15 protein-coding genes are annotated in these 24,821 nt (G+C 40.9%); 6 read left to right on the top strand and 9 right to left on the bottom strand.

Features of this window, described 5'->3' with window-relative positions; all coding sequences use genetic code 11:
• Nucleotides 1-106: 106 nt before the first annotated feature.
• From SD427_RS12540 to SD427_RS12510, 7 genes are all read right to left on the bottom strand, one after another.
• Nucleotides 107-1,174, bottom strand: a complete 1,068-nt coding sequence (locus SD427_RS12540; RefSeq protein WP_320558144.1) for an alpha/beta hydrolase — start codon at nucleotides 1,172-1,174, stop codon at nucleotides 107-109.
• Complete coding sequence (locus tag SD427_RS12535) at nucleotides 1,171-1,590, bottom strand: cupin domain-containing protein (protein ID WP_320558143.1); 420 nt, start codon at nucleotides 1,588-1,590, stop codon at nucleotides 1,171-1,173. Before SD427_RS12535 ends, SD427_RS12540 begins: the two co-directional genes overlap by 4 nt.
• A gap of 79 nt (nucleotides 1,591-1,669) precedes the next feature.
• Complete coding sequence (locus SD427_RS12530; RefSeq protein WP_320558142.1) at nucleotides 1,670-2,278, bottom strand: DapH/DapD/GlmU-related protein; 609 nt, start codon at nucleotides 2,276-2,278, stop codon at nucleotides 1,670-1,672.
• A gap of 85 nt (nucleotides 2,279-2,363) precedes the next feature.
• Complete coding sequence (locus SD427_RS12525) at nucleotides 2,364-3,242, bottom strand: helix-turn-helix domain-containing protein (RefSeq protein WP_320558141.1); 879 nt, start codon at nucleotides 3,240-3,242, stop codon at nucleotides 2,364-2,366.
• 42 nt (nucleotides 3,243-3,284) lie between these two features.
• Entirely contained in the window at nucleotides 3,285-4,130 is an 846-nt protein-coding gene (locus tag SD427_RS12520) for a transporter (RefSeq protein ID WP_320558140.1), read from the bottom strand.
• A 103-nt stretch (nucleotides 4,131-4,233) separates the two neighbouring features.
• A complete protein-coding gene (locus SD427_RS12515; RefSeq protein ID WP_320558139.1) occupies nucleotides 4,234-5,073 on the bottom strand; it encodes an AraC family transcriptional regulator in 840 nt (279 codons plus the stop codon).
• A complete protein-coding gene (locus SD427_RS12510) occupies nucleotides 5,074-6,045 on the bottom strand; it encodes an aldo/keto reductase (RefSeq protein WP_320558138.1) in 972 nt (323 codons plus the stop codon).
• A 257-nt stretch (nucleotides 6,046-6,302) separates the two neighbouring features.
• Here SD427_RS12510 and SD427_RS12505 point away from each other — a divergent pair, with 257 nt between their 5' ends.
• A complete protein-coding gene (locus SD427_RS12505; RefSeq protein ID WP_320558137.1) occupies nucleotides 6,303-7,238 on the top strand; it encodes an NADP-dependent oxidoreductase in 936 nt (311 codons plus the stop codon).
• A 253-nt stretch (nucleotides 7,239-7,491) separates the two neighbouring features.
• A complete protein-coding gene (locus SD427_RS12500; protein WP_320558136.1) occupies nucleotides 7,492-8,922 on the top strand; it encodes an exodeoxyribonuclease VII large subunit in 1,431 nt (476 codons plus the stop codon).
• Nucleotides 8,923-9,224: 302 nt separating this feature from the next.
• Here SD427_RS12500 and SD427_RS12495 read toward each other — a convergent pair whose 3' ends face one another.
• The gene (locus SD427_RS12495; RefSeq protein ID WP_320558135.1) at nucleotides 9,225-10,562 is read right to left on the bottom strand and encodes an alpha-amylase family glycosyl hydrolase; all 1,338 of its coding nucleotides are present in this window, start codon (nucleotides 10,560-10,562) and stop codon (nucleotides 9,225-9,227) included.
• A gap of 282 nt (nucleotides 10,563-10,844) precedes the next feature.
• On the opposite strand from SD427_RS12495, the gene SD427_RS12490 reads away from it, so the two are divergent.
• On the top strand, nucleotides 10,845-11,639 hold the full coding sequence (locus SD427_RS12490) for a glycosyltransferase family 32 protein (protein ID WP_320558134.1): 795 nt from the start codon (nucleotides 10,845-10,847) through the stop codon (nucleotides 11,637-11,639).
• Between the two features lie 180 nt (nucleotides 11,640-11,819).
• Here the strand turns inward: SD427_RS12490 and SD427_RS12485 are convergent, their stop codons facing one another.
• Complete coding sequence (locus SD427_RS12485) at nucleotides 11,820-12,176, bottom strand: response regulator transcription factor (protein WP_320558133.1); 357 nt, start codon at nucleotides 12,174-12,176, stop codon at nucleotides 11,820-11,822.
• A gap of 437 nt (nucleotides 12,177-12,613) precedes the next feature.
• Here SD427_RS12485 and SD427_RS12480 point away from each other — a divergent pair, with 437 nt between their 5' ends.
• The 3 genes from SD427_RS12480 to SD427_RS12470 are packed head-to-tail and all read left to right on the top strand — an operon-like array spanning nucleotide 12,614 to nucleotide 24,760.
• A complete protein-coding gene (locus SD427_RS12480; RefSeq protein ID WP_320558132.1) occupies nucleotides 12,614-13,972 on the top strand; it encodes a T9SS type A sorting domain-containing protein in 1,359 nt (452 codons plus the stop codon).
• Between the two features lie 8 nt (nucleotides 13,973-13,980).
• Entirely contained in the window at nucleotides 13,981-24,273 is a 10,293-nt protein-coding gene (locus SD427_RS12475; RefSeq protein ID WP_320558131.1) for an RHS repeat-associated core domain-containing protein, read from the top strand.
• Nucleotides 24,242-24,760 (top strand): hypothetical protein, encoded by a 519-nt coding sequence (locus SD427_RS12470; protein ID WP_320558130.1) that lies wholly within the window; start codon nucleotides 24,242-24,244, stop codon nucleotides 24,758-24,760. The genes SD427_RS12475 and SD427_RS12470 overlap by 32 nt, the downstream gene beginning before the upstream one ends.
• The last annotated feature ends 61 nt before the right edge of the window (nucleotides 24,761-24,821 follow it).

The following is a 24,821-nucleotide window of genomic DNA, read 5'->3' as shown; positions in this document are numbered from 1 at the left end:
TGCAACCCTTGGATTTGACTCTTTTTGTCAAATCGCTATTAATTAACGATCCCGGCCAAAACCAAAAAGGCCGGCCGGGATAATAAAGGAAACGCAGGAGGTATCGTTATTTCAGATGGGTTCTGAAAAAGCTTTCCAGCCGGTCAAACGGGATCACCTCCGTTTTGTCGTACAGGTCTACATGAACGGCATGCGGGATAATCATTAATTCTTTCGGTTCTGATGCATTTTTATAAATATCTTCACTGAAATAACGAGAGTGTGCGCGTTCACCGGCAATCAGAAGCATCGGCCTCGGCGATATTTCCTTAACGTAGGTGAGGATGGGCATATTCATAAATGACAGGGGATTGGTGACCAGCCAGGCTCCGTTTGAATTTACCGAATTCGGATGAAAACCGCGAGAGGTTCTGTAATAATCGAAATATTCTTTCACAAACTGGGGTTCATCACCGTTCAGTTTTTCAGGTAAATTACGGGGGCCGCCGGCAGGTTTTCCGTTTTCGGCATCTTTCCAGCGCTGCCGGCTGAGGTCTTCCAGTGTTTTCGTGCGCTGTTCCGGGCTAACCGTATCATTGTATCCTTTGGACATAAGCCTGGTCATATCATACAGGCTGGTTGTGGCTACGGCTTTTACCCGTTTGTCAGCAGCAGTGGCATTTAAGGCAAAACCTCCGAAGCCGCAGATCCCGATAATCCCGATTTTGTTGCGGTCTATATTCTGCTGAAGTCCTAAAAAGTCAACGGCGGCGCTGAAATCTTCGGTATTGATTTCCGGTGAAGAAACATTTCTCGGGCTGCCGCTGCTTTCACCTGTGTAAGACGGGTCAAATGCAATGGCTGCAAAGCCGCGCTCCGCCATCTGGCTGGCATAGAGTCCTGAAGACTGTTCCTTCACAGCTCCGAAAGGCCCGCTGATGGCAACTGCCGGTAATGCTCCGGTCCCTGCATTTTTGGGAAGGTATAAATCTCCCGATAACGTAATTCCGTAGCGGTTTTTAAAGCTTACTTTTTGGCGGCTTACTTGATCACTGAGTTTGAATGTATAATGTTCTGTCTGTTCTGTTGCATTCATTTTCTTTGGATTTTTTAATGGTTTCTGTCCGGTCTGTGCCGATAGCTGTCCTGATAATAATAAAGCGGCAGCCATGATCAGTGTGAGTTTTTTCTTCATTTACTTTGATTATTGGCATCGTGAAACTCTACATCTGTTACCGGTTTCAGCCATGTTACCTGTACCTCATCTTTAAAATTAGTAATCGCGATATGGGTCATCGGGGTATCTGCCGCAGCGCCGTGCCAGTGTTCCGTATTTTCGGGAATGTTGACCACATCGCCCCTCGTGATTGCCTGTGCCGGCTTTCCTTTTTCCTGATAAAGCCCTGATCCCTCGGTTACCATCAGAACTTGGCCTTTCGGATGCGTATGCCAGTTTGTTCTTGCACCTTTTTCAAAGGTGACGGCTCCGGCAGAGAATCCGTTATTTTTATCTTTCGCTACCAAAGGCGATAAAAAAGCATTGCCGGTAAACCAGTCATTTGATAATTTTTTTCCTTTCGGGAAAAGAGAAGCTGTATGTTCTTTGTTCATGATTTCTGAATTTTTATTGTTACACGATAGAAGGGCTATTGATAAAACAGAGGCTAAGCATACGCCTTTCAACTTTAGTTTAAATATTTTCATGATTGATTTTTCTGATGGTTTTTGCAGGAATTCCGCCTACGATTGTATCAGCGGGGACATCTCTTGAAACTACGGCACCGGCAGCTACAATTGCATTTTCACCAACGGTGACGCCGGGAAGAACGGTTGCCCCGGCTCCGATCCATGCCCCTTTCCTGATGGTAATGGGCTTTGTAATCAACGCCCGCCTCTCATTGGGATTCACCGGATGGTTTTCTGTAATGAGATTCACCTTCGGGCCGATCATGACATGATCTTCAACGGTAATTCCACCCATATCCAGAAATGAACAGGCATGGTTGATAAACACATTTTTCCCGATGACGGTGAACTTTCCGAAATTGGTATAAAACGGCGGAAATACCGTCGTGCTTTCATCAATCGTATTTCCTGTTATTTCAGACAGAAAATGCCTGACATCTTTAATATGAGCAGAAGAATTCAATTGTTGCGAAAGTCTTAATGTTCCGGCAACGGTTTCATTGATTTTATCATAACCGGGGTCAGTAGCGTATACCGGTTCGCCTGATTTCAGCCTTTTGAAAATGTCTTTTTCAGGCAAACCGGCAGCGGTATTATTTTGTGGGTCCTTCATTTTGAGTTGGTTTGATCATCTGGTACAAAGGTATAACCGCCTGAAGGGGAAGCGGTAAAGATTATCAAACCGAAAATTAAGAAATTCAAACTTCGGCGGCCCGGAAAGATTTAGGATTTGTCCCTGTTGCTTTTTTAAAGAAGTTGTTAAAATAGGTAGGATATTCATACCCCAGCGCATAAGCGATTTCTGAAATGCTCCAGTCCGTATGCTGAAGCAGTGCTTTGGCTTCCGTGATGATGCGCTCGGTAATGTGGTTGGTGGTGGATTTCCCCGTCACTTCTTTCACGGCACGGTTCAGGTAATTGGTATGCACGTTTAAATGTTGTGCATAATGCTGTGCCGTTTTCAGGGTAAGCGGGTTGCTTGCAGTTTCTACCGGGAACTGCCTCTCCAGCAGTTCGAGGAAAACGGATGATAACCTGGAAGCTGCATTCCTGTTGTGGTCATATTGTTCAGAGGGTTCCATCTTCAGGGATTCATGGATAATGAGGCTGATGTAGTTACGGATCAGTTCATCTTTAAATACATAATCGCTTTCCTGTTCGGCCATCATCTTCTGAAAAATGGTATTGAGAAAACGCCTCTGTTCTTCCGTGATTTTTAAAACAGGCGTGCCCCCGATTTTAAAGAAAGAAGATTGCTGCAGACTTTCGGAACGCTCGGAATTTTTAAAGAATTCTTCCGAGAAAAGAATGGTATATCCAACATATACAGTAGATATGGTTTCCCAGGAATAGGGAATATGCGGGTTGCCGAAAAAGAGAACGGTGCCTTCCTGTTCAAAGGTTTTATCCGAATAGTGGATCTTGCTTTTACCTGTAGTGAGGCATATTTTATAAAAGTCTTTCCTGCTGTAGGTGCGGGTGTCATTGCTGTCATTTTCAATCTGAAATGCCTTGAATCCTTGGAGCTTCAGCTCACTGTTAAATTCGGAAATGACCCGTGTAACCTTTTCTTTCATGAGGCAAAGTTAAGAATTTCAAACTACTGAATGCGTATTTTCTTAAAGCCGGTAAGAAGCCCCGATAAAATAGTGTTTTTCCGCTGTATGCTGTATCCCGTAATTGAGCCCGGCATCAAGTTTAAGATCCCCGGCAATATCCATCTGAATGGCTGCATTGATAAAATTTGAAAACTGATGCGCTTTAAAATCATAGGTGTAATATGTTTCTGCTATTCCTTCAGTCCCTTTCAGCAGGGGATGGCTGACTGTCAGTGACTGTAAAAATTCAGTATGCATGGCCTGCTGGTCTTTGTCTTTGAGCCTGTCTGCCTCCACCTGAAATCCGAGTTTCCATTCCCCCGGCAATTTGTACAGCATCGGGACAATAAGCCCGCCCTCAAAACGGCTGTTTTCATCATATTTTGATGTCGGAAACTTTACATATGGTAAAATAGCCAGGACAAAGTTCCCGTGATCGTTCCCGAGCAGGTTCTGTTTGATCCTAAGCGTCAGGTCACCATGACCTTCCTGTATTTCAGCAGTTTCCGAAGACTGCTGTTTTTCCTTTTGCCGGCCGTAGGTCTGGAAACCGATCTGTATGGCTGTGGAACCGGTAATCCCGATTTTAAGATTTGCCTGATTGATCAGCAAAGTATGGGTTTCCTTTGTATCTGATTTTTCTCTTATTAGCCCCGCCAGGTCTGTTTCAACCTGAAAATGCCCTGCATCCACCGTAAAAGGGGATTCCGTTACATCGGGACGGTCCGTTTCCATTTTCCTCATCATACTTTTCGGAACAGGATGGAACAAAGAGTAGCTTCTCTCCTGTTCCTGCTGACCGGCACATTTTAAAGAGAGAAATAAAATACAAAAAACGGATATTGGAAGATTAAAATTAATGTTCATGAACCTTGCTGTTTGCCTGTAAAAGTAATCAAAGACAACGTAAAAATACCTGACTGAAATCAGGAGCCTGTTGATTTTATTAATTGATGTTACGGCAAAGGACTTATTTTCTACCGGGAGTGGAATTGACCAGACATTCGGTAGGGGCCATTCCGAATTTTTTTTTGAAGGAGTAGGAGAAATGCGACAGGCTCTGAAACCCCAGATCCAGGTATATTGCTGAAGGCTTCTGCTGCTTTGTTTCTATAAGGTATTTTGCTGTGCTCAGCCGCTTGTCCTGCAGCCAGTGGCGTGGCGGTACACCGAAAGTCTTTTGGAAGTCCCGCTTGAAGCCGGCCAGGCTGCGCCCGGTAAGCTGTGCAAATTTTTCTACAGGGATGTTGAAATGGAAATTATTCAGCATAAATTTTTCCAGGTCGATTTTGTAAGGTTCCGAAAAGTCGAATAAAAAATTCCTGAGCTCCGGCACTGCCAACAGCAGAAGTTTAATGCCTTCTTTTACTTTCAGGATACCCATTTCATCCGTAACGGATGTTCCTGCACGCCGGGCATACGGAACCACAGACTGAAAATATCCGTTCAGGAATTCATTGAGCGGGATCAGGATATTTGTAGGGCCAGCATACCTGCTGTCTGATTCCAGCTTTTCCTCTAATGCGATTTTGCGTAACAGATCTTCCTGAAGCGAAATCACGATGGTTTCATAGATGCCTTCTGATGGCGGGGTTTTGGTGAGCGTACCCAGCTGGTTCCTGCCGATCAGCAGCAATTCTCCGCCGTTCGTTGAAATGGTCTCCCTGGAAGTCTCTAGCATAAGCTGTCCTGAGACCTGTAATATCAGCGTATGGTGATTCCAGAGACAGACTTTTTCTTTCCGCTCGGCAGAGTGGTAGGCATAAAAAATAACTCCCGGAAGGATTTCCGCTGGGCTGGTAGTATTCATTTAACGTTCTAGATAAGTGTTGCCAAGTACAGCACCTGTGGCAAAGGTAGTGTTTAACAGGTTCATTTCCTCCAGACTCAATACAATATTCATGGCTGCGATATTTTCCGGCAGGCGCGTCCTCCTGCTCATGCTTACAAGAGGCATGATATAATCTCCCTGTTCTTTCACCCAGGCAATTGCAAGCTGTGTCGGTGTGCAGCCTTTATGACGGGCAAGATTTTTTAATACTTCTACTTTTTCCAGGTTTTTTATCAAATTTTCATCCTGGAAACGTGGAAAATGGTTACGGTAATCATCTGTGGCAAGCGGTGCCTTCATTTCGCCGGTAAGTAAACCTTCCGCAGTATTGGCAAAAGCGATTACCGCAATACCCAATTCCCTTGCTGCCGGTAAAATTTCCTTCTCTATCTGCCGGTCGGCCAGTGAATAGCCTATTTCAAGCGCACTGATAGGATGGATGCTGTCGGCTTTCCGAAGCTGTTCGGCTGAAACCTCAGAAACTCCGATGTGGCGCACTTTGCCTTCTGTAACCAGATCAGCAACCGTCCCGATAATATCTTCCACCGGAACACTGTTGTCCATACGGCTTGGCTGGTACAGGTCGATGGTTTCAATACCGAGGCGCGTCAGGGAATAGTTGATGAAATTTTTAATGGCAAGAGGGCGCAGGTCCATTCCCAGCCACTGGCCATTGTGAAAAACGGCACCGAATTTTACACTGATAAAGGCATCATCACGCCTGCCTTTGATGGCTTTGCCTATAAGCATCTCATTATGGCCCGCCCCGTAAAAATCCCCGGTATTCAAAAAATTAATGCCCCGGTCCAGTGCCTCACGGATGGTAGCGATGCTTTCTGCTTCGTCAGGAGCAGGGCCGCCCCAGATGGAAGACATGCGCATGCAGCCTAAACCAAGCCCTGACACGAACGGGCCGTTATGGCCCAACTGAATTTGTATACTGTTTTTCATATGACAAAAGTACAGGTTCAGAAAAGATAAAGGTTTCTTATACGGCTCAAAAATATAGCCTGTACGGCTCACGGACTTCAGTTAATAATACGGTAATATCTGATAAGCTTTTATCCAACGTTTGTCTGAAATGTGGGCTGATTATTGCATCAATACTGTTTTTCCGTTATAACGAACCGTTTATACTGTATAAATCTTTCTAAATTTGTTATAAGAACATTAATTTTTTTTTAGTCAACCAACCAATAAAAATCAATATGAAAGCAATCGCATTAAAAACAGCCGGCGGTACGGAACAGCTGGAATACATTGAAACGGAAAAACCGGAGATTCAGCATGATGAAGTGTTAATAAAAGTCAAGGCCATAAGCATCAACCCGGTAGATGTCAAAAGCCGCAACGGAAAAGGGATGTACGGAAGGATAAAAGAAGAGAACCCGATAATTCTGGGCTGGGATATTTCCGGGATTGTGGAAGAAAGCAAAAGTGAAGCCTTCAAAACGGGTGATGAGGTATTCGGAATGGTAAATTTCCCCGGACATGGCAAGGCATATGCAGAATATGTTTCCGCTCCGGCAAACCAACTGGTACTGAAACCTGAAAACATTTCTTTTGAAGAGGCTGCAGCCAGCACTCTTGTAGCATTAACAGCTTGGCAGGCCCTCGTTAAGAATGCAGGCGTTCAGAAAGGTCAGCATGTCCTGATTCATGCAGCGGCCGGCGGAGTAGGGCATATGGCTGTTCAGATTGCAAAACATTCAGGGGCAACGGTAACCGGGACTTCTTCCCTGAAAAATAAGGATTTTGTGTTGGCCCTCGGTGCAGATAAACATATTGATTACCATAGTTTTGACTGGAAATCTGCTCCGGAGGAATTTGATTTCGTGCTGGATACCATCGGCGGAGATACCATTGATGATTCCCTGGAAGTCACCAAAACCGGAGGAATCATCATCAGTATTCCTACAGGCCTGAATGAAAAGGTAACAGAAAAAGCAGCCGCAAAAGGGGTGAAAGGATATCCCATCCTGGTACATTCGGACGGAGAGGATATGAAACAGATTGCCGGGCTTCTGGAGACCGGGGCACTGAAGCCGCACATTTCAAAAATATTTCCGTTTGAACAGATAAGAGAAGCACATCTGGCACAGGAAACCGGAAGGACCGTTGGAAAAATAGTGATAAAATTGTAGAGTACACGGAATCGAAAAATGCATTTATACTTTCTGTTGTATTCTTAAAGCAGGACTTTCATCCGGCATTCCTGATTCAGGGATGCCGCTTTCATTTCAACTCTATCTGTATGGGACACAACAGGATAATCATCCGGTAATCTTTAATATTTTTAATCACGGATATTTTAGGTACCTTAATTAATGAATATATACCTATAACGGCGTTATCTTTGCCTAAGATTACAGTTTATCTACCTATTTTATATTCCATATGCAGGGCAACGAACCTATCTATCCCGTTTATTCTCCGGCAGCCGTTATAGGACTGTTCAATAATGCCTTGAAAACCAGTGCTACCGTAAATCTCATTTACCTCAAAGGCCGGTATTCTTACGGAGGCGGCAAAGCTTATGTCAATTATTATTATGACCTTCTTTATTCTGAGAGCGACAGTATTTCTATCGGCGTTAAAATGCCGGGGCTGCTGAGGAGCAAGATTGTAAATAACGAAATCTATACGCTGCGGGGATTTATAGAGAAAAGGATTAAGAACTCAAGCATTGAACTGGTTTTTGTTGTGGATGAAATTATTTCACAGGAAGAAAAATCGGTTTCTGAGGATGACCTCAAACGCTATGGCCTCATACAGAAGAAACTGGAAAAAGGCTCAAAGGACCTGGAGACATTTATCCGGGATAAAATTTTACAGTCTGAAATCGTAAAGATTGCCAACATTTACGGGCATAGTGCGATTGTGCAGAAAGATTTTTATGAAGGGCTGGATATTTCCTACAAAAACTTTGAAATCGATGAATACACCTGCAACATTACCTCTGCCACTTCAATCTCGGATCTGCTGAACACCGTAGCGGCTGCGCAGTATGATGTGATTGCCCTTGTCCGCGGCGGCGGGGACAAGCAGAGTTTTGAAGTGTTCAATAATTTGCTGCTGGCAGAGAAATTCATCAGCCTTCCGGCCATTACCATTACTGCGCTGGGACATACAGCGGATGAAACACTGCTCGATAAACTGGCAGACCGAAGATTCCATCTGCCGCATGATTATGGTGCCGGGCTGCATAATATTCTCAGTAAACTGACTGAAGAGAAATCCAATTCCCGGGCATTGCTTATCAAGGAAGTTAAAAAAGATGTCTCCAGGCAGTTTGTTGAGCAGGTGAATACATTATCCGGACAGCTGAAAAAGAAAAATGATGAATTTATAGAAGCCCAGAAAACATTTAAAGAACAGGTAGAGCAGCAGTCTAAAGCGTTCAGTGAACAGCTTAAGATCCGTAATGAGGAAGTTGAGAAGCTCAAAAAGGAAATTACGGAAACCTATGGAAAACAGGTAGGTACGTTAACAGAGCAGCTGATTAAAAAGAATGAAGAGTTTCAGAAACTGCAGGAAAACGCTGCAAAGCAGATTCAGGAACTCAATACCGGTTTTGCCGGACAGCAGAAACAGCGCCAGGAAGAAATGGAAACTTATAAAAAGGAGATCGCCGCTTTGTATGAGAAAAATATCCGGTCTGAAATTAATGAAAAAACAGCCGCACTGCAGGCAGGTCTGGACGCCGCAAAACTGGAAAATTCCCAGCTGGACAAAAAACTCCAGGAGCAGAAAACAGATTATACCAAAATTATTATGGCTGCCATTATTGCACTGGTCATCGGATATATTTTAGCAAAGACAATATAATCAACAAATCAATGATATCTTTATAATGATTGATCAATAGGATATCCAAACTGTGTTAAGAAGAAAACTGCAGATTGATCTGACAAGAATTTATAACAAATTGCCGCCACATCTTTCCATCGTTATCTTATTCCCAGCCGAGTGCATACTATGCTTAATTGAAAGTAAAAACCTGTATAGGTATTTTCAGACTGGTATAAATATATACGTATTATGCCAGTCTGAATTTATCAGATCTCTTGCTTCTGAATACCTGAAATCTGATTTCAGAAGTTTTCTGTTTCCGGAAAATTCTGCCGGATCTATAGCTCTTCTTGTTCCGGATGGTAAAGCACAACATATTCCCACGGTTCCATTGTCAGGATCAGGGTATCGGAAACGCCCTGGTATTCTCCGGTGAAAAGATTGGTGTACCTGCCCATATCAAAAGAAGTATCAAACTGGACGATCAGAGATTCTTTGCTGAAATTAATAAAGGTCATTACTTTATCGCCGTTTTTCTCCCGTACGAATGAAATGACATGATCCATCCGGTCATTCATAATCCTTACCATTTCCCCGCCGTGGCCGCCGTTCCAGAGTGCCTGGTTGTTGTGTTTCAGCATAAAAAGGGCCGTGTAGAGTGTTTCATTTTCATGGAACTTCCACTGGATTGGGTCTTTTTCAAAAAATTCAAGCGAACGGTTTTGTCCTGCTTCCTGTCCGTTGTAAACAAGCGGCATCCCGTCCATCATTACCATAAAGACTGTGGCTGCATTAAGTGCATCGCCGAAATTGCTTTGCGGGTTACCTTCCCAGGAATTTTTGTCATGGTTGTCGATAAAGTTCAGCCTGATGCCTTCTTTCGGAAAAATAGAGACGTGTTCTGCAATATAAGCTTCCGTAAGTGTTTTTACGCTCCTTTCATTCAGGGCAATCTGGTGAAGGATATTCCAGAGCGTCCAGTTATAGGTGGAGTCAAACGCTTTGCGGTGAAGCTCGCGGTCTTCGGCTTCGGCCAGCATAAAAACCGGTTTGATGGTATCAAGCTCTGTTCTTACATTCTCCCAGAAGTCAATCGGGACAAAGCTCGCGATGTCACACCGGTAGCCGTCAATATCATATTCTTTCACCCAGAATTTCAATGCTTCGGTCATGTATTCCCGCAGTCCCTGGTGGCTGTAATCCAGTTCGATGATATCGTCATAATCCCTCCATCGGGTAGACTGGAAAGTGTCTTTCCTTGATTTCCTGTACCATTCCGGATGTTGATCAACGATTTCATTGTCCCAGCTCGTGTGGTTGGCTACCCAGTCTATAATGACATACATGCCCTGTTGATGGATCGCGCTGACAAGGTTCCGGAAATCCTGTTCGGTACCAAACTCTGCACTGATGCCATAATAATCTTTCACGGAATAATAACTGCCCAGTGTACCTTTACGATGGGTCTCACCGATAGGATGCACGGGCATCAGCCATATGATATCAATCCCCATTTTTTTCAGGCGCGGAAGCTGTCCTTCTATGGCTTTAAAGGAGCCCTCATCTGAAAACTGCCGGATATTGAGTTCGTAAATTGTGGCATTTTTTACCCAGTCCGGACTGGTAATCTCCACATATTTTTTCGGTTGGTAACGGCTGTCAGTCTTTTTTTCCATAAGATTTATTTAAACATAAAATCAATTACTGAAACGATATAAGAAATAAATATACCATTTAATTGATAAACTGCTGGGCTTATCAGATATATTCACCCGGCCTTGACGGTAATTTTGGTATTGCATCGTATGACTGTAAATAATTTAAGACTGTAAATAATTCATAATGAATATATAAAAGTAAAATATTCTTTTGCAGTTCTGATAAGGTTTAATTTTTGCAGGAAGTAAAAAGCATCGCTCAGATGACTTCAGATAGCACCAAATATTAAAAATAAATATATGATTCCTAAAAAAATACATTACTGCTGGTTTGGCGGCCATGCAAAACACGAACTTGCAGAACACTGCATTGCTTCCTGGAAAAAGATCCATCCTGATTTTGAACTGGTGGAATGGAATGAAAGCAATGCGCCTCTTGAAGACAATAATTATGTAAAAGAAGCATTTACCCAGAAAAAATGGGCTTTTGTGTCTGATTATGTCCGTTCCAAAGTAATGTACGAGCATGGCGGCATCTATATGGATACCGATATGGAACTGAAAATGCCTCTTAATGAGTTCCTTACTGAAACGGCTGTGTGCGGTTTTGAAGTAAAAGGAGTTCCCTATTCCGCATTCTGGATGGCCGAACCGGAGCATCAGCTCTCAAAAGATTTTGTAGCTTATTATGACGAGCAGGAAGGATTTATTGAGCGTATCAATACGGATATTTTCTCTGAAATGCTGGAACAGAAATATGGCGCAGACCGTTACAGCGATACCATCCAGAAACTTAAGCACGGCGTAACGCTTTACCCTTCTGTATATTTCTCACAGGATCTTCCGAAAAATTATGTAAGCCACCATTTTAACGGTTCGTGGTTCGGAGGTGATGAAGAAAATACACATAAGAAAATGGTTAATACCTATGGCCTTCTTGAGCGTCTTGTCAATTCAACGGATGCTTCAAAATCAATTGACAGCATTATCAATGAACATAAAATTATCGATGTAAATGAAGTTCTGGATCTGTTCCCGAAAGAGAGCATCAGGAAATACCTGGAAGGTGCAGCATCTGATCATATTACAGAATAACAGAAATTAAGACTTTATAAAAATAAAAGCTCCGGAACCTTCAGGTTCCGGAGCTTTTATTTGAAATTATTTGATCTGCTATTGATAAATAATCACTCTAATTATATGATTTACTGTACCAATGCAGAATTTTGCATTGATAATTAACATTCAACAGGCTCAGTCTGATTGTTATTAAGATTATTTGATCAGATTTTCGATTTTAACAAGAACATCATCAATGTCAAAAGGCTTGCTGATGAACTCATCGGCTTTACAGGAATTGATGACGTGTTCTGCCTTGGCATGTGCACTGATAATGATCACAGGAATTGCTGAAGTGGCAGGCTCCTCTTTAAGCTGGTTGCATACGTCTGTACCCGACCCGTCAGGAAGCATAACATCCAGTATAAATATATCAGGTATGGCTGATAAGTCTCTTTTATTGAATGCCTCAACCGTGGAAAAGGATCTTACATCATAATCTTCAAATGACAGGAGCAACTGCAATGCATCTCTGATGCCTGTCTCATCTTCAAGGATAAAAATAGTTTTCATACCCTTGCTTTACAAAAACAGAACCAATTTTTATAATAAATCAGAAATAAATTAATTTTTGACGTTAAAGGGTGATATATAGTTATTTAAATGTATTACTAAATAAAATTTAAAAAGGCCCTAAAAACAAATAAAATATATTTATTTAAAAGCATTATCGATGATTAAAATGGGATTATTATATTAAATTGATAATTTTTTAATGATTAATGTGTTTTTTTTCTTAGTTTTGTGAAAAATAACTACACACTAATCCCATGAAAAACCTAATTATGTATCTTCTAAATTATGCAGGTCCTGCTGCACATATTTTCAACCATATCAAATTTTAGTCAGATTATAAATTCATAACAGCATACTTCTGATTCTTTTTCTTTTTCAGAAAAGAATTAAAAATAAAAACTACCATAACTATGTTTAAACTTCTATGTTTAAGAATGTTCACATTTCTTATGTTTTCGTGTTCATTCTATGCTTATTCCCAGCTGGTTGGTTCGGATGTGCAGGTTTGGGAAAAGATAAACCCTGTATCACGGGAAGCTGCAAGGTGCAGGGACGAAAATCTTCTAAATTTCCACTGCGGTATCAAAGACAGGCTTTTAAAGAAATACATTAAATACAGTAAAGACAAAAGCCATACGCTGAGTCTGGTGCATGCTTCAAAAGAGGATGAAATGATCTGGGAAAATACAGACAAAAACGTTTCTTTAGGGAACACCTCGTACAGAAGAGGAAAGGAATCTAAAGAGATCGGCAAAAGGCCTAGTATTTTTTCATTTACCGGTATGGCAGACTCAAAAAAGGAAAAATCCGACAGTTTAAAAATAAAGTTTGAAGATCAAAACCTGTATGAAATGATTTTCTTCCCGAAAAAAGTCAAAATGGCGGATCTGAATAAAATACATTCTTACCTCTCCATCAAATACGGGATTTCCCTGGAAAAAGGCAAATATTACGGGAGCGACGGAAAGGTGGTCTGGGATCCTGAAAAGCATACAGCATACAAATACCGGCCGACAGGATTAGGCAGGGATGATGGCAATGAGCTTTACCAGAAACAGTCCTCCAACCAGGCTGATCCTTTTTTAGCTATCGGGATGAATGCGATCAGAAGAACTAATTCTGAAAATCCTACGGTCATTGACAACAATAACTTTGTGATGTGGTCTGATGATAATAAGGCCATGTCTTTAAAGCCTGAAAGGGATCTTGATGTACTGGAAAGAAACTGGGAAATCAGCTTCATGGGAGACAAAATCCCCAAAACGGATTACCAGGTGAGGATTATCAAAGAAGCGGTCAACCCGCGCTCCCTGCCGCTTTCATACTGGATGCTGCTTAAAAAGGACAATGGCGATATTAAGAAAATCCCAGGGATTGAAAACGGGAATTTTGTTACTTTTAACAAGGTAGATTTCTTAGATGCCTTTGATACGGGAGATAAAACGTCTTTCACTTTTGCGGTAAGCCCGGTAAAAGATACCAAACCCGGTACGCCAAATCAGGATCCGAGATCCGGGACACTGTATAACGAAAAAGATCTTTCTCTGGATCTTACAAAGATTGCCCTGTATCCAAACCCGGTAAAGAAAGACCAGAACTTCACCATCGTCTTTCCGGCGATGGAAAACCTGATCATTTCTATTTATGACGGTGGCGGGCGGCTTGTTGCCCTGGATAAGATCAGCAGCAGTGCAGGATCGTATGTCAGCCACCTGCCGATCCAGAGTTCATACCTGGTCAATCTCACCAGGGACGGGAAAATTATAAAAACTTTCAAACTAATCGTAGAATAACCTATACCATGAAAATATTGAGAAAACGGCTTCCTTTTACCAAGAAGTCAGGCCTGCTGTTGTGCTTCTTTGCCTGCATGTTTGTCTTTGCCGGTTTTACCAAAGAAGACCGGCAGAAAGTCAGGGCTTTCAAAGTCAGGCTCATGACCAAACTAACTGATAAAAAAGAGGACGGATTAGCAAAGGAGATCCCCGACAATGGAGCTTCCGCAGCATCCCTGAAAAATAATGCAGAGAAGAAAATGCCTCAGGATATTTTATCAGAAAACAATCCTTTTCAGGCACAGACTGAAGATACAGGATCATCCGGAATCAATGGAATTTCGGATGATGTTATTTCTTATCCGTCGAGAGAGAAAGAAGGGACAATCGGTACTTTTTCAGATACGGAAGAAGACCGGATTTCAGATAACTTTTTCACGATCGATGTTCCAGCTGTAAATAAAGAAAACACGGTTGCCTACCTGGAATATGATCTGTTAGGGCTGGCTTCACATCAGTCGGTTCCAAGATCGATCAACCATAATATAGCGATCGGCGGAGCTATTGTTGTTCCGAGTGCTAAGTGGAGCCATCAGAGGGAAGCGGTAAGCCCGAACCTTATCAAGAACGGACTGAATACCATATTATTTACCTCGCCATCAGACGGAGTGAAATATAAGGTTAAAAACCTGAAAATTGTTTTCGATAAAGACAAGAAATCCTATGATAATATTATAGTGAGTTCAGTTCTTTCCGGAGATAAACTATATGTAAAAGGGAGCAATAATAACGGAGCGGGAGCTGCAATTAATAATGACTATGTTTCTCTGAAAAACGGAGAGTTTGAAAAACTGATTCAGATATCAGAGAGTGATAAGGCAAAAGGCAGTTTTTCCGTAACAGCAGACGGAATTACCAATAATTATAAAATCCCTACTGAAACCGCTTCTTTCAAGACATTCAGTAATGCCTATTCCAATGCAAAGGGCATTTCCGTTTCTAAAGATCAGGAATTCAGTTTAGATTATGAAGGAATCAACATTAAGGTTGAGAAAGGAACTTCAGAAGCCGCTTATCTTGAAGTATTAAAACTGAGGGCCAAGGATTTTCCTGCCACTTCACAAGGATTAAAGAATGTTACGGTAAACAATTCCGCTTACCGGTTATCGGTAATTTCAGGCAGGCTTAATAAAAAAGTAAAGCTCACGATTCCTTACGACGAAAAACGTTTGGGACTGATCTCTCCGAAAGACATCAGGACCTTCCATTTTGATTATGCTAAAAAACAATGGGTCATGGATACATCGGCCGTGGTGGATGTTAAAACAAAAACGGTTACAGTAGAGGGAGATGAAGACACGGATTATATCAACGGGGTGATTTCTGTGCCGGAATCGCCGCAAACCAATGCTTCATCACCTACAGGTATCAGTGGAATCAAGACAGGAGATCCTACAGCAGGACGGATCTTTATGCAGCCTCCAAGTGCCAGTCAGCAGGGGGATGCCAATCTTTCTTATCCTGTGGAAATACCTTCAGGGAGAAACGGGCTGCAGCCTGATCTGTCAATTACTTACAGCAGCAGCAAAAGCAATGGCTGGATGGGTGAAGGATGGGATGTTAGTGGAATATCATCAATAGATTTAGATACGAGATGGGGATCTCCTTCATTCGATCCGTCAAATGAATCTGAGCTGTACTCATTAGATGGAGAAATGCTGATGTATGAAAATAATTACTTGCCACAGCGTCACAGTGATGGTGCCGGAGGAATTTCTACGGTTATGCAGCCCAGAAACACAAGCGGCTACAAATCATTTTATTTAAGAAAGGGGCATGACTTCAGTAAGATTGAACGGTATGGCAATTCGCCCGGCGACTACAGATTTGTCATTACATCCACTAATGGCACCAAGTCTTATTATGGTGGTGATGAAAACAGTGTAGATTCACAGTCTGTGCTCCGGGCAGTTTCCGGTCAGATTATCAAATGGGGGGTCTATAAGATTGAAGATACATATCTGAATAACATTAAATTTTATTATGACAATGTCTCATTAGGCAATCAGTCAGCTGAAAATTCAAATCTGTCGGGAGGAAGAATTTTTAACATCAAGTCTATTTACTATACGGGAAAAGACGGGAACGATGGCGGCTACTCCATAGTTTTTGAAAAAGAGTCTTCCATTCTGAGAAAAGATTTATCAATCAATGCAAAGCAGGGAGCAAAACAGGTAGAACCTTACCGGTTGAAAATGATTAAGATCTTTGATAATTTAGGGTATTCAACGACTCAGCATTTCAGATCTTACCAATTTTTCTATTCGGATGGGGAATTTAACAAGAGTTTGTTAACGCGCTTTTGGGTAGCAGAGCAGGATCATTATTATAATACGTATAATTTTGATTATCATAACGAACTTAAAAACGGAAATACCGTACTGCCAACATTTGGTCCGGATACAAGTGTCAGTACATTCCAGGCCGACTCGTCATTATTTGATCTTCCTTCAGGCCTGAATACTGCAAAAATCAATTCGACATACACCAAGGAGGAGGGAGCAACGATCCGTCTTTCATTTATGCTGAATTTTGGAATCTTTAACCAGGATCCTTATGGGCACATTATTCTATACTCAATGATGAACTCTACTTCCAGAGCACAGGCAAAAGGTGCCCAGCAGCTAGTGGATTTTAACGGTGACGGTGTCCCTGATATTCTTTATAAAAAAAGCAGCGGACTTTATATACGTCCGGGAATTATTTCTGATACCGGAGTACTTACCGGTTTCGGTATTGAAAGAATGGTTCAAAATCTGCAAAGCAACTTTGCTTTTACGGATACAAAGAACAAAAGCCGCGGAAAGGATTTCGGGGGATCCATCAGCTTCCTGGGCTGGAGTATTTTTGCCAACACTTCCAATATTACCTCTTCAAGCAAAAGCACGACTCCTACATATCTGATTGATGCCAATTCGGATGGTCTTATGGATGTTGTTGACGGCAAAGATGTGTGGTTTAATAAACTGGAAAACGGAACGCCTGCTTTTACAAAATTCAGTGCATCCACGGAAAACATGGTTATTAAAGCCAACCCCGTGGCACCCGTAGCCAGTGCTGTCCTTCCAAAAGATGATGTCATTAAGTTCTGGATTGCTCCGAGAGACGGCTATATCAGATTTCATGATGACATATCCATAGAGAATGTAAACGGTGCCAATGCAATTTATTCTGTGGAAATGCCTTATTTTGACGGAAATACTACCAAAGCCAAAAGAATTCATCTGACCAAGCTGACAGCAGGAATGTCTGTTCAGTCAATTGATATCAGAAGATACAATGATTATTTTTCCCAGATCCAGGGGATGCCTCCCTTGAATCAGTTTAACCACTTGGGAGTGAACAGCTCAGATAGGCTTTATGTCAGGTCCGGCCAGAAAGTATACATAAGGCTTCACCAGAATGAAGATGATAATTTCAAAGTCAATACTGATCCGGTGATTACCTACGTCAGTTCAGCAGATATAGATATGCCTAATCTGGCTGTAGATTACCAGGATGGATTTACTACCAACAACGGAAGCTATTCTTCAAATTTCCTGCTCAATAATCAGGAATCAGGCCTCAAGCTTGATCATGCAGGAAGCATTACCGTTAATGTTCCTGCGATAAACTTCACTGCCTTGAATGATGATATCAAAATCAGGTTTGTAATACAGAATTTGGTTACCAATCAGGTCAATGAAATTTATTCACAGCCTTTTAGCCAAGCTACTTTCGGCGTAAATATTGCGCCGTTTACCCTTAACGCCAATATTACCGATTCATCTGTACTGATGTGCCTTGTGGAAAGTGTTTCCCATACCGCATATCAGAATACCGGACTTAATGATATTACAGTCAATTATTCAACCGGGGGAAACATGTATCAGCTGAATCTTGTTCCGAAGTACAATTCATATTATATCGTAGATCATAAGCCGAAAATCAGGCTGCACCTTCTTCCGGTAACTTATCCGCCAGGCGTAAAGACTTATTCTGTACAGTTGAACAAAAATATTCCTCTGGGACAGTTTAATTATAAGCCTGATGGTTCTTTTATTTATGTGGTGAAAATTGCAGGGCAGGTAATCGGAAAAAGAAAAGTATTTATTACCCATACAAATAATATTGCTTCTTTGTATGAAGTGGATATGCCTACCAACCAGACCATTTCAGGAATACAGCCTGTCCCGCTTTATACAATGGATCTTTCTGCGAACTCAATCCCCAGAGGAAGAGAGTTTTCCATTCAGATATATTGCGAGGATAACAATGATTATTTAACCTATATCAGATACCGCTCTTTACTGTCTGAAAAAAGTTTTAACATTTATTATGACAATAATGTTTTAGTTACCGACATAGCGGAAACATCAGTAAATTCTGCAGCGCTTAATCCAGTCAGCACAATTTCTAAGAACTGGGGACAGTTTTTATTCAGAGATGAATACGGCAGATGTCTTACACAAGGTTTATGTGATGAGTATGGCGTTTTGATTGACCTTAATGAGCCAACAACTTCAATCAATACAGCAGCCTGTAACCATCTTACGGATCCGCAGGAGATGCAGGCATGTGTTGCCCAAAATTCAAGCATGAATATACAAAATAATGTTTTTCCGTTAACGACCTACAAAATCGGTACAATGGAAAAATGGAAAGGGGCGGGGCCGGAACAATATTCTTCTGCCACTGCCTTTAAAGATGATGAATTCACAACCGGTGTATTCAATGCAAGCCCGTTCGATACTGATCCTGCCAATGTTGAGAATACATCCAATATCAGTCCTAATTCTGAAATGACCCGAATGAAGGCTGCTGATAAAATATATTTAAGCAGCTCAAAAACAAAATCTTACAGTGGCGGCGCTTCCGGAAATATTGGTGTCGGAGCCAACCTGGGATATTCTGAATCCAGTTTGGTAAATCCTCCCGGAAGCATACTGATACAGGATTTTACGGATCTCAACGGGGATGGCTACCCTGATTTTCTAAGTAAGGAAAATATACAGGTTACATTCCCTACCGGCGGGCATAAGCTGCAGCAGCCGTCTTTTATCAATGACTATGTAACAATTTCTGACAATTATCAGAATGCGATAACCCTTGGTGCCAATTTTAATGTAAAAGCCTTTAAAACTACAGGATCAAATGCCAAAACCGGTGCAGACAGGGCTACGACAAGCCAGGCAGATAATTCTACGCCGTGGTCACCGGGGGTAGGTGTCAGTTCAAGCTTTAATTTTGATTCAAAAGATTTTGGTAAGGCATATTGGATGGATATTAATGGGGATGGATTGATTGACAGAATTTCCAATGCGTCATCTTCAGGATTCAGCTGCAGTTTAAATTATGGGAACGGGATGTTCGGTGCAACAAACTTTTACAATTCAAGTACCTACGCTTCACGTCCGATAGGTTCTGCAGGGATGTCTTTTGGAGGATCTCTTTCTGGTCTGATCAACTCTGTGGCAGGCCTGGCCGGAAATTTCGGGCTTGACATTGGCGTAGGCGCATCAAAATCTGCAGGTAACCCCGAGAAACTTTTCGAAGATGTAAACGGAGACGGCCTTGTGGACATCCTTTCTGTTAATTCGGCTGAGCTGAATGTCAATTACAATCTTGGGAATAAGTTTGCTGATCAGCAGGTACTGAAAAAAGATTCCGGTACACAGAACATTAATTTCACGGAAGATATTACTAACCTTAACGGGTACGGTATGATCGGAGGTCATGTATATCTCCCGATCGGTCCTATTCCTATTTTACCGATTCCCGGGCTTTTCCTCTTTAACCTTTATATCAAAATCGGCGTAGATGCATCGGCCAACATCGGAATGACCATTTCGGAAGTGAAAAAGAGCTTTAAAGATATGAACGGAGACGGTTACAATGACCTGATCAGGTATGAAGGCAATAATCTGATCGTCAATTACTCAAGAATCGGAAAAACCAATAAGCTCAAGCAGGTAACCAATCAGGATTCCAGCTCAACATTCACTATTGACTATCGGTATACAACGCCGGATTATAATGATCCTAATGCAAGGCTGGTGATGAGCGAGGTGAAAATTTACAATCCTGATGTTTTTTCTCCCGCTTACACCACGTCAACAACGGATAAGGATGTTGTAACTAGATTTAAATATGAATATCCTAAATATGACAGGAGAGAAAGAACTTTTCTGGGATTTGAAAAAGTGACAACAGATGAAATGGGTGAAGGAAATGCAGTGTACAGAAAACACATTACGAATTTCTATAATAAGAGTTATCATACCGCAGGTCTGGTTAAAAGTTCAGAATTGCTTTCTGCCGGAAATGCATTGGTTTCCAGAAATGAAAGTGAATATACACTTTACAAATTTAACACGACCAATACTCAGCTGGTGGCTGTCAACCAGAATGAATTCGAAACTTTCGATGCCGGAGGGCAGGAGGGAAGAAGAATGGCTGTTGTACTGCCTGTTAAAACCACAAGCACACAATTTGAAAACGGCGGTTCTGTTCAGACTATTGTCCGTATGTCTTATACCGGGTCAGGACTGTTGCGGAACTATCTGTATACAAGCCCTACCTTATCTTACAACTCAGAGATCACATATCATACCGGCTTAAGCAATAATATCATCAGTGTTCCCAAAACGATTGATGTTTATGATGGGGCGGCTACAGGAGGATCACTCCTGAAACACAGGGAAACAAGTGTCAACAGCTATGGTGATATCAATCAGATAAAGGTTAAGCTTAATAACAGCGAATTCGCGGTTACGGACCTTACCTATAACAATTACGGCAATCTGGTTACAATAAAATATCCTTTCAATGATTATTATTCAAGGTATCAGCTGGACTATAAATATGATGCATTGTATAATAAGTATGTAGCATCAACAACGAATGTTTTTGATGAAACTTCTACAGCAGAATATGATTCAAGATTTGACCTGCCGACCAAAACCACGGATATCGCCGGCAACAGTACCGATTACGTTTACGATAACATCGGCAGGATAGTTAAAATTACAGGCCCGCGTGAAAATACATTGCCACCAACCAGTTATTACGGAAGGTATACCATTATGTTTGATTACAGTACCGTTGCTAAAACACAGGGATCTTTAATTAATATATACAGATCGGTAACCAGACATTATAATGAAGGTGATCCTGAAAACCCTATTGAAACGATTTCCTTCTCAGATGGTTTTGGAAGAGTGATACAGACAAAAAAAGATATTGAGCACCTTGGTGTTGAGAGAATGGTGATATCGGGAATCACTGAATATGATTTATTCGGAAGAGTGGTGAAGCAGCACCATCCGAATTCGGAAAATAAAGCTTCCAATCCTACCAATATACTTAATGTAAACAATTACTTAGTTCTCGGAAGCCAGCAGCCGTATGTAAGCACTATGCAGTATGATATCAAGGACAGGATTATACAGTCAGTCACTGAAGACAATGTGGCTACCCATACAAAATACGAGGTAGATAATGGCCTTTATAAAACCGATGTTACCATTCCGGCTGCAAGCCAGCAGTCTCAGATTCTTGCCAATGCGGAAGGTAAGACGGTAGCCAGCATCAATTATTTAAGCGGTCAGCCCTTGAAGACTACCTTTACATATAACACAGTCGGGGAACTGCTGGAATCAAATGATCCTGAAGGCATTACAACATCGTTTACCTATGACATGGGTGGCAGAATGTTATCGGTTGTACATCCTGACCGTGGGACCACTACCTACAAGTATGATCCTTCAGGAAATATCACCCGAAAATATACGGATAATATTTCCAATGATCCTGACTATACGGGATCACCGTTTATATCGTATTTTTATCAGTATAACAGGCTTATCAATGTCCACCTTCCTGATCTTCCCAATGGCTCAAACCCTAATAATATACAGTACATTTATGGGGATCCTGGTACGGGAAACAATACCGGAAAATTAATTTCCAAATCTGATGCGACAGGATTTTCAAACTATGAATATGGTATTTCCGGTGAATTAATTTCTGAAAACAGAACGATCTACGGTAATTATGTTCAGCCGATGAATTTTATTACCACTTCAAAATATGACAGCTGGAACCGTTTAACTGAGCTGGTATATCCGGATGGAGAAAAACTGTTTTATCAGTATGATTTTGGCGGGAATCTGAAAAAGGTTGTTAATAATAACGCTTATCAGTATATCTCAGGAATCAAGTATGATGAGTACGGACAAAGACAAAGTATTTCCTATGGAAATGGTACCCAGTCCAATTTCTCATATAACAATGCAACAAGGAGGCTGCAGTATCACAGGCTTACAGCCAACAATCCCGGTAGCGCTGTCTATTTACTTTCAAATTATTATAATTATGATCCTGTAGGAAATATCATTAAAGTTGAAAACGGTACGGGCGTATCACCTAATGAAATGGGGGGGACCTATAGATTTGAATATGGTTATGATACACTCAACAGGCTTATCCGTACAAGAGGTCAGTTTAGAATGGAGGTTGATAAGAGCCAGGATGAAAATAATCAGACAGTACTTGTTCCGGGATGGTCTCCATACTCGGTAAGCAATTCCACCATAGATCTCAGAATGATTTATAATGATTCAGGAAGTATAAAACATAAAGGCCAGGTCCATTATCAGGATCTTAATGTCAATACCGGAAATACTTATGAAAATGACTATCATTATAACAACCATAAATTGATGGAAGTATCTGATGTAAGCACTGGACAATCAACAGGTTTTGAATATGATTACAATGGAAATGTGGTAGCGGAATCGACAGTAAACGGAGCAAACAGGATGTATTGGGATGAGTATGACCGGATGAGAGCCTATTATAATGACAATACCGGGGTATATCAGTATTATACTTATGACAACGGAGGAGAGCGGACTATTAAATATAACCTGTCTGCCGGCTCACAGCTCTACCAGAACGGAACACTGGTAGATCCGGGATCAATAACTTTAAATGACTATAAGATCTATTCCAGCCCGCAGATTGTCGTATCTTCCAACGGTACCTACTCCAAACATTATTTTGAAGGCTCTGCACGTTTTGCCAGCAGGGTCATAGACGGAACGGACATCTTTGTAAGCAGCACGGTGAAAGTCTCCGGAAATAAATCAGCAGATAAAGCAAAAGAAGCAGAAGCTGATTTCAGCCATTACCTGAAAAAAGCCGGACTGTCTGAAGATATTGTAACAAACCTCGGAAGCAAAGCGCCGCCGGGAGGCGGCCAGGGGAAATTATTCTACCTCCATGGGGACCATTTGGGAACCGCAACATTTGTTACGGATATCAATGGTGAAACTACCCAGTTTTTCTTAAATTTACCGTTCGGGGAAACCATGGCAGAGCAGATGACCGGAGCTTATGATAATCCCTATAAGTTCAACGCCAAGGAACTTGATGCCGAAACCGGATTCTATTATTACGGGGCGAGGTATTACAATCCTAAGTGGAGCCAGTGGTATGGGGTAGATCCTCTGGCTGAGAAAATGCCGAGCTGGAGCCCGTATGTTTATACATTTGATAATCCTATAAACCTTATCGATCCGGATGGAAGAGAGCCTTATCCTCCAAGATGGGGAAATCTATTAGTACAGGTGGACTGGACTAATAAACATACAACTTTTGAAAATTGGGATGGCAACGCTACTCTTAAAGGACAAATAGGTTATTTAAAGGCTAATGACTTAAAAACTAAGTTAGAAGTTATCTACGTACAAAGTACATATGGTTCAAGTTTAGTACCAGATAATAATGGAAATTATACCAATAAGTGGGAAAGATTGATAGATATTGCTCCAGGTCAAAAACAAGTTTTACAAAGTAATTGTTATGGATGGGTTCTTACAGGGGGATTATATTTTGTTAATGCTAGCACTCAGCAGGTTGCAAATTATTTAATAGCAGATGGCTATAAAAATATAGGAATACCATCCAAAAATACGACTTATAAAGTAGGTGATTTATTATTATGGGATGGTCATATTATTGAAGCTACTAAACAAAGCAACAAAGGACTAATTTGGGAATCAAAACAAGGGACTGGAAATGTTGAAAGTGGTACATTGCAAGAAATTTTACAGATTAATAGTAGTACCAATCCTGATCAAGGAAAAGTATCCAAATCAAATCTCTTCAGAGCTTCTGGAAATTCTAAAGATTTGATAATGGATAAAAATAGAAAACCAATTGGATCAGTAAAAAAAGTAATAAATGAAGATCATAGAAAAGTCATTAGAAATTAATATAGCTTTAGCTAGTTTTATTGTTTTACTATTTATAGTGAGTTGTAGTAAAAATAAAATGGAAAAGAAGGAATTTATAGATCGTAGAGGAATTGTAAAAAAGGAACATATACATATACTTAAATCTAATAAATGGAAGTTGAAAAAGGTTTATATTTACGATAATACAGACCTTACTATCACGAGCGATAAACGTATTCGTTTTGATAATTTTAATAATAAAACCATTGAATTTAGAGAAAAAGGAGTTTATATTAATGGAGAATTTGTAGGAGATGCTATCTATAAAGGAGAAATATTTACATTAAATAGAATTGATACTTTAACCAATAATTTTTATTTGTATAAATTAAAAAATAACATCTTAACTTTAAAGAATGATGTAGGATATTACAAGGATAATAAACTTTTGAAAAGGTATTCAATAGAATTAATTTTGACTACATTTAAAAAGGATAATAATTCAGATTTACGATCTAAATTCTAAACATCTATTTCAGCAAATATTAATGTAGCAGTCAATAAATATTCATCAGGTAATATAGATT

The sequence above is a fragment of the Chryseobacterium sp. JJR-5R genome (assembly GCF_034047335.1).
Taxonomy (GTDB): Bacteria; Bacteroidota; Bacteroidia; order Flavobacteriales; family Weeksellaceae; genus Chryseobacterium.
This window is presented reverse-complemented; position numbering and strand designations above follow the sequence as displayed.

Bases quoted from the DNA above. Each gene is read 5' to 3' on its own strand.
- SD427_RS12485 (WP_320558133.1), bottom strand. From the start codon at position 12,176: ATGAAAACTATTTTTATCCTTGAAGATGAGACAGGCATCAGAGATGCA.
- SD427_RS12505 (WP_320558137.1), top strand. From the start codon at position 6,303: ATGAAAGCAATCGCATTAAAAACAGCCGGCGGTACGGAACAGCTGGAA.
- SD427_RS12475 (WP_320558131.1), top strand. From the start codon at position 13,981: ATGAAAATATTGAGAAAACGGCTTCCTTTTACCAAGAAGTCAGGCCTG.
- SD427_RS12530 (WP_320558142.1), bottom strand. From the start codon at position 2,278: ATGAAGGACCCACAAAATAATACCGCTGCCGGTTTGCCTGAAAAAGAC.
- SD427_RS12480 (WP_320558132.1), top strand. From the start codon at position 12,614: ATGTTCACATTTCTTATGTTTTCGTGTTCATTCTATGCTTATTCCCAG.
- SD427_RS12500 (WP_320558136.1), top strand. From the start codon at position 7,492: ATGCAGGGCAACGAACCTATCTATCCCGTTTATTCTCCGGCAGCCGTT.
- SD427_RS12540 (WP_320558144.1), bottom strand. From the start codon at position 1,174: ATGAAGAAAAAACTCACACTGATCATGGCTGCCGCTTTATTATTATCA.
- SD427_RS12490 (WP_320558134.1), top strand. From the start codon at position 10,845: ATGATTCCTAAAAAAATACATTACTGCTGGTTTGGCGGCCATGCAAAA.
- SD427_RS12525 (WP_320558141.1), bottom strand. From the start codon at position 3,242: ATGAAAGAAAAGGTTACACGGGTCATTTCCGAATTTAACAGTGAGCTG.
- SD427_RS12515 (WP_320558139.1), bottom strand. From the start codon at position 5,073: ATGAATACTACCAGCCCAGCGGAAATCCTTCCGGGAGTTATTTTTTAT.
- SD427_RS12470 (WP_320558130.1), top strand. From the start codon at position 24,242: ATGAAGATCATAGAAAAGTCATTAGAAATTAATATAGCTTTAGCTAGT.
- SD427_RS12495 (WP_320558135.1), bottom strand. From the start codon at position 10,562: ATGGAAAAAAAGACTGACAGCCGTTACCAACCGAAAAAATATGTGGAG.
- SD427_RS12520 (WP_320558140.1), bottom strand. From the start codon at position 4,130: ATGAACATTAATTTTAATCTTCCAATATCCGTTTTTTGTATTTTATTT.
- SD427_RS12535 (WP_320558143.1), bottom strand. From the start codon at position 1,590: ATGAACAAAGAACATACAGCTTCTCTTTTCCCGAAAGGAAAAAAATTA.
- SD427_RS12510 (WP_320558138.1), bottom strand. From the start codon at position 6,045: ATGAAAAACAGTATACAAATTCAGTTGGGCCATAACGGCCCGTTCGTG.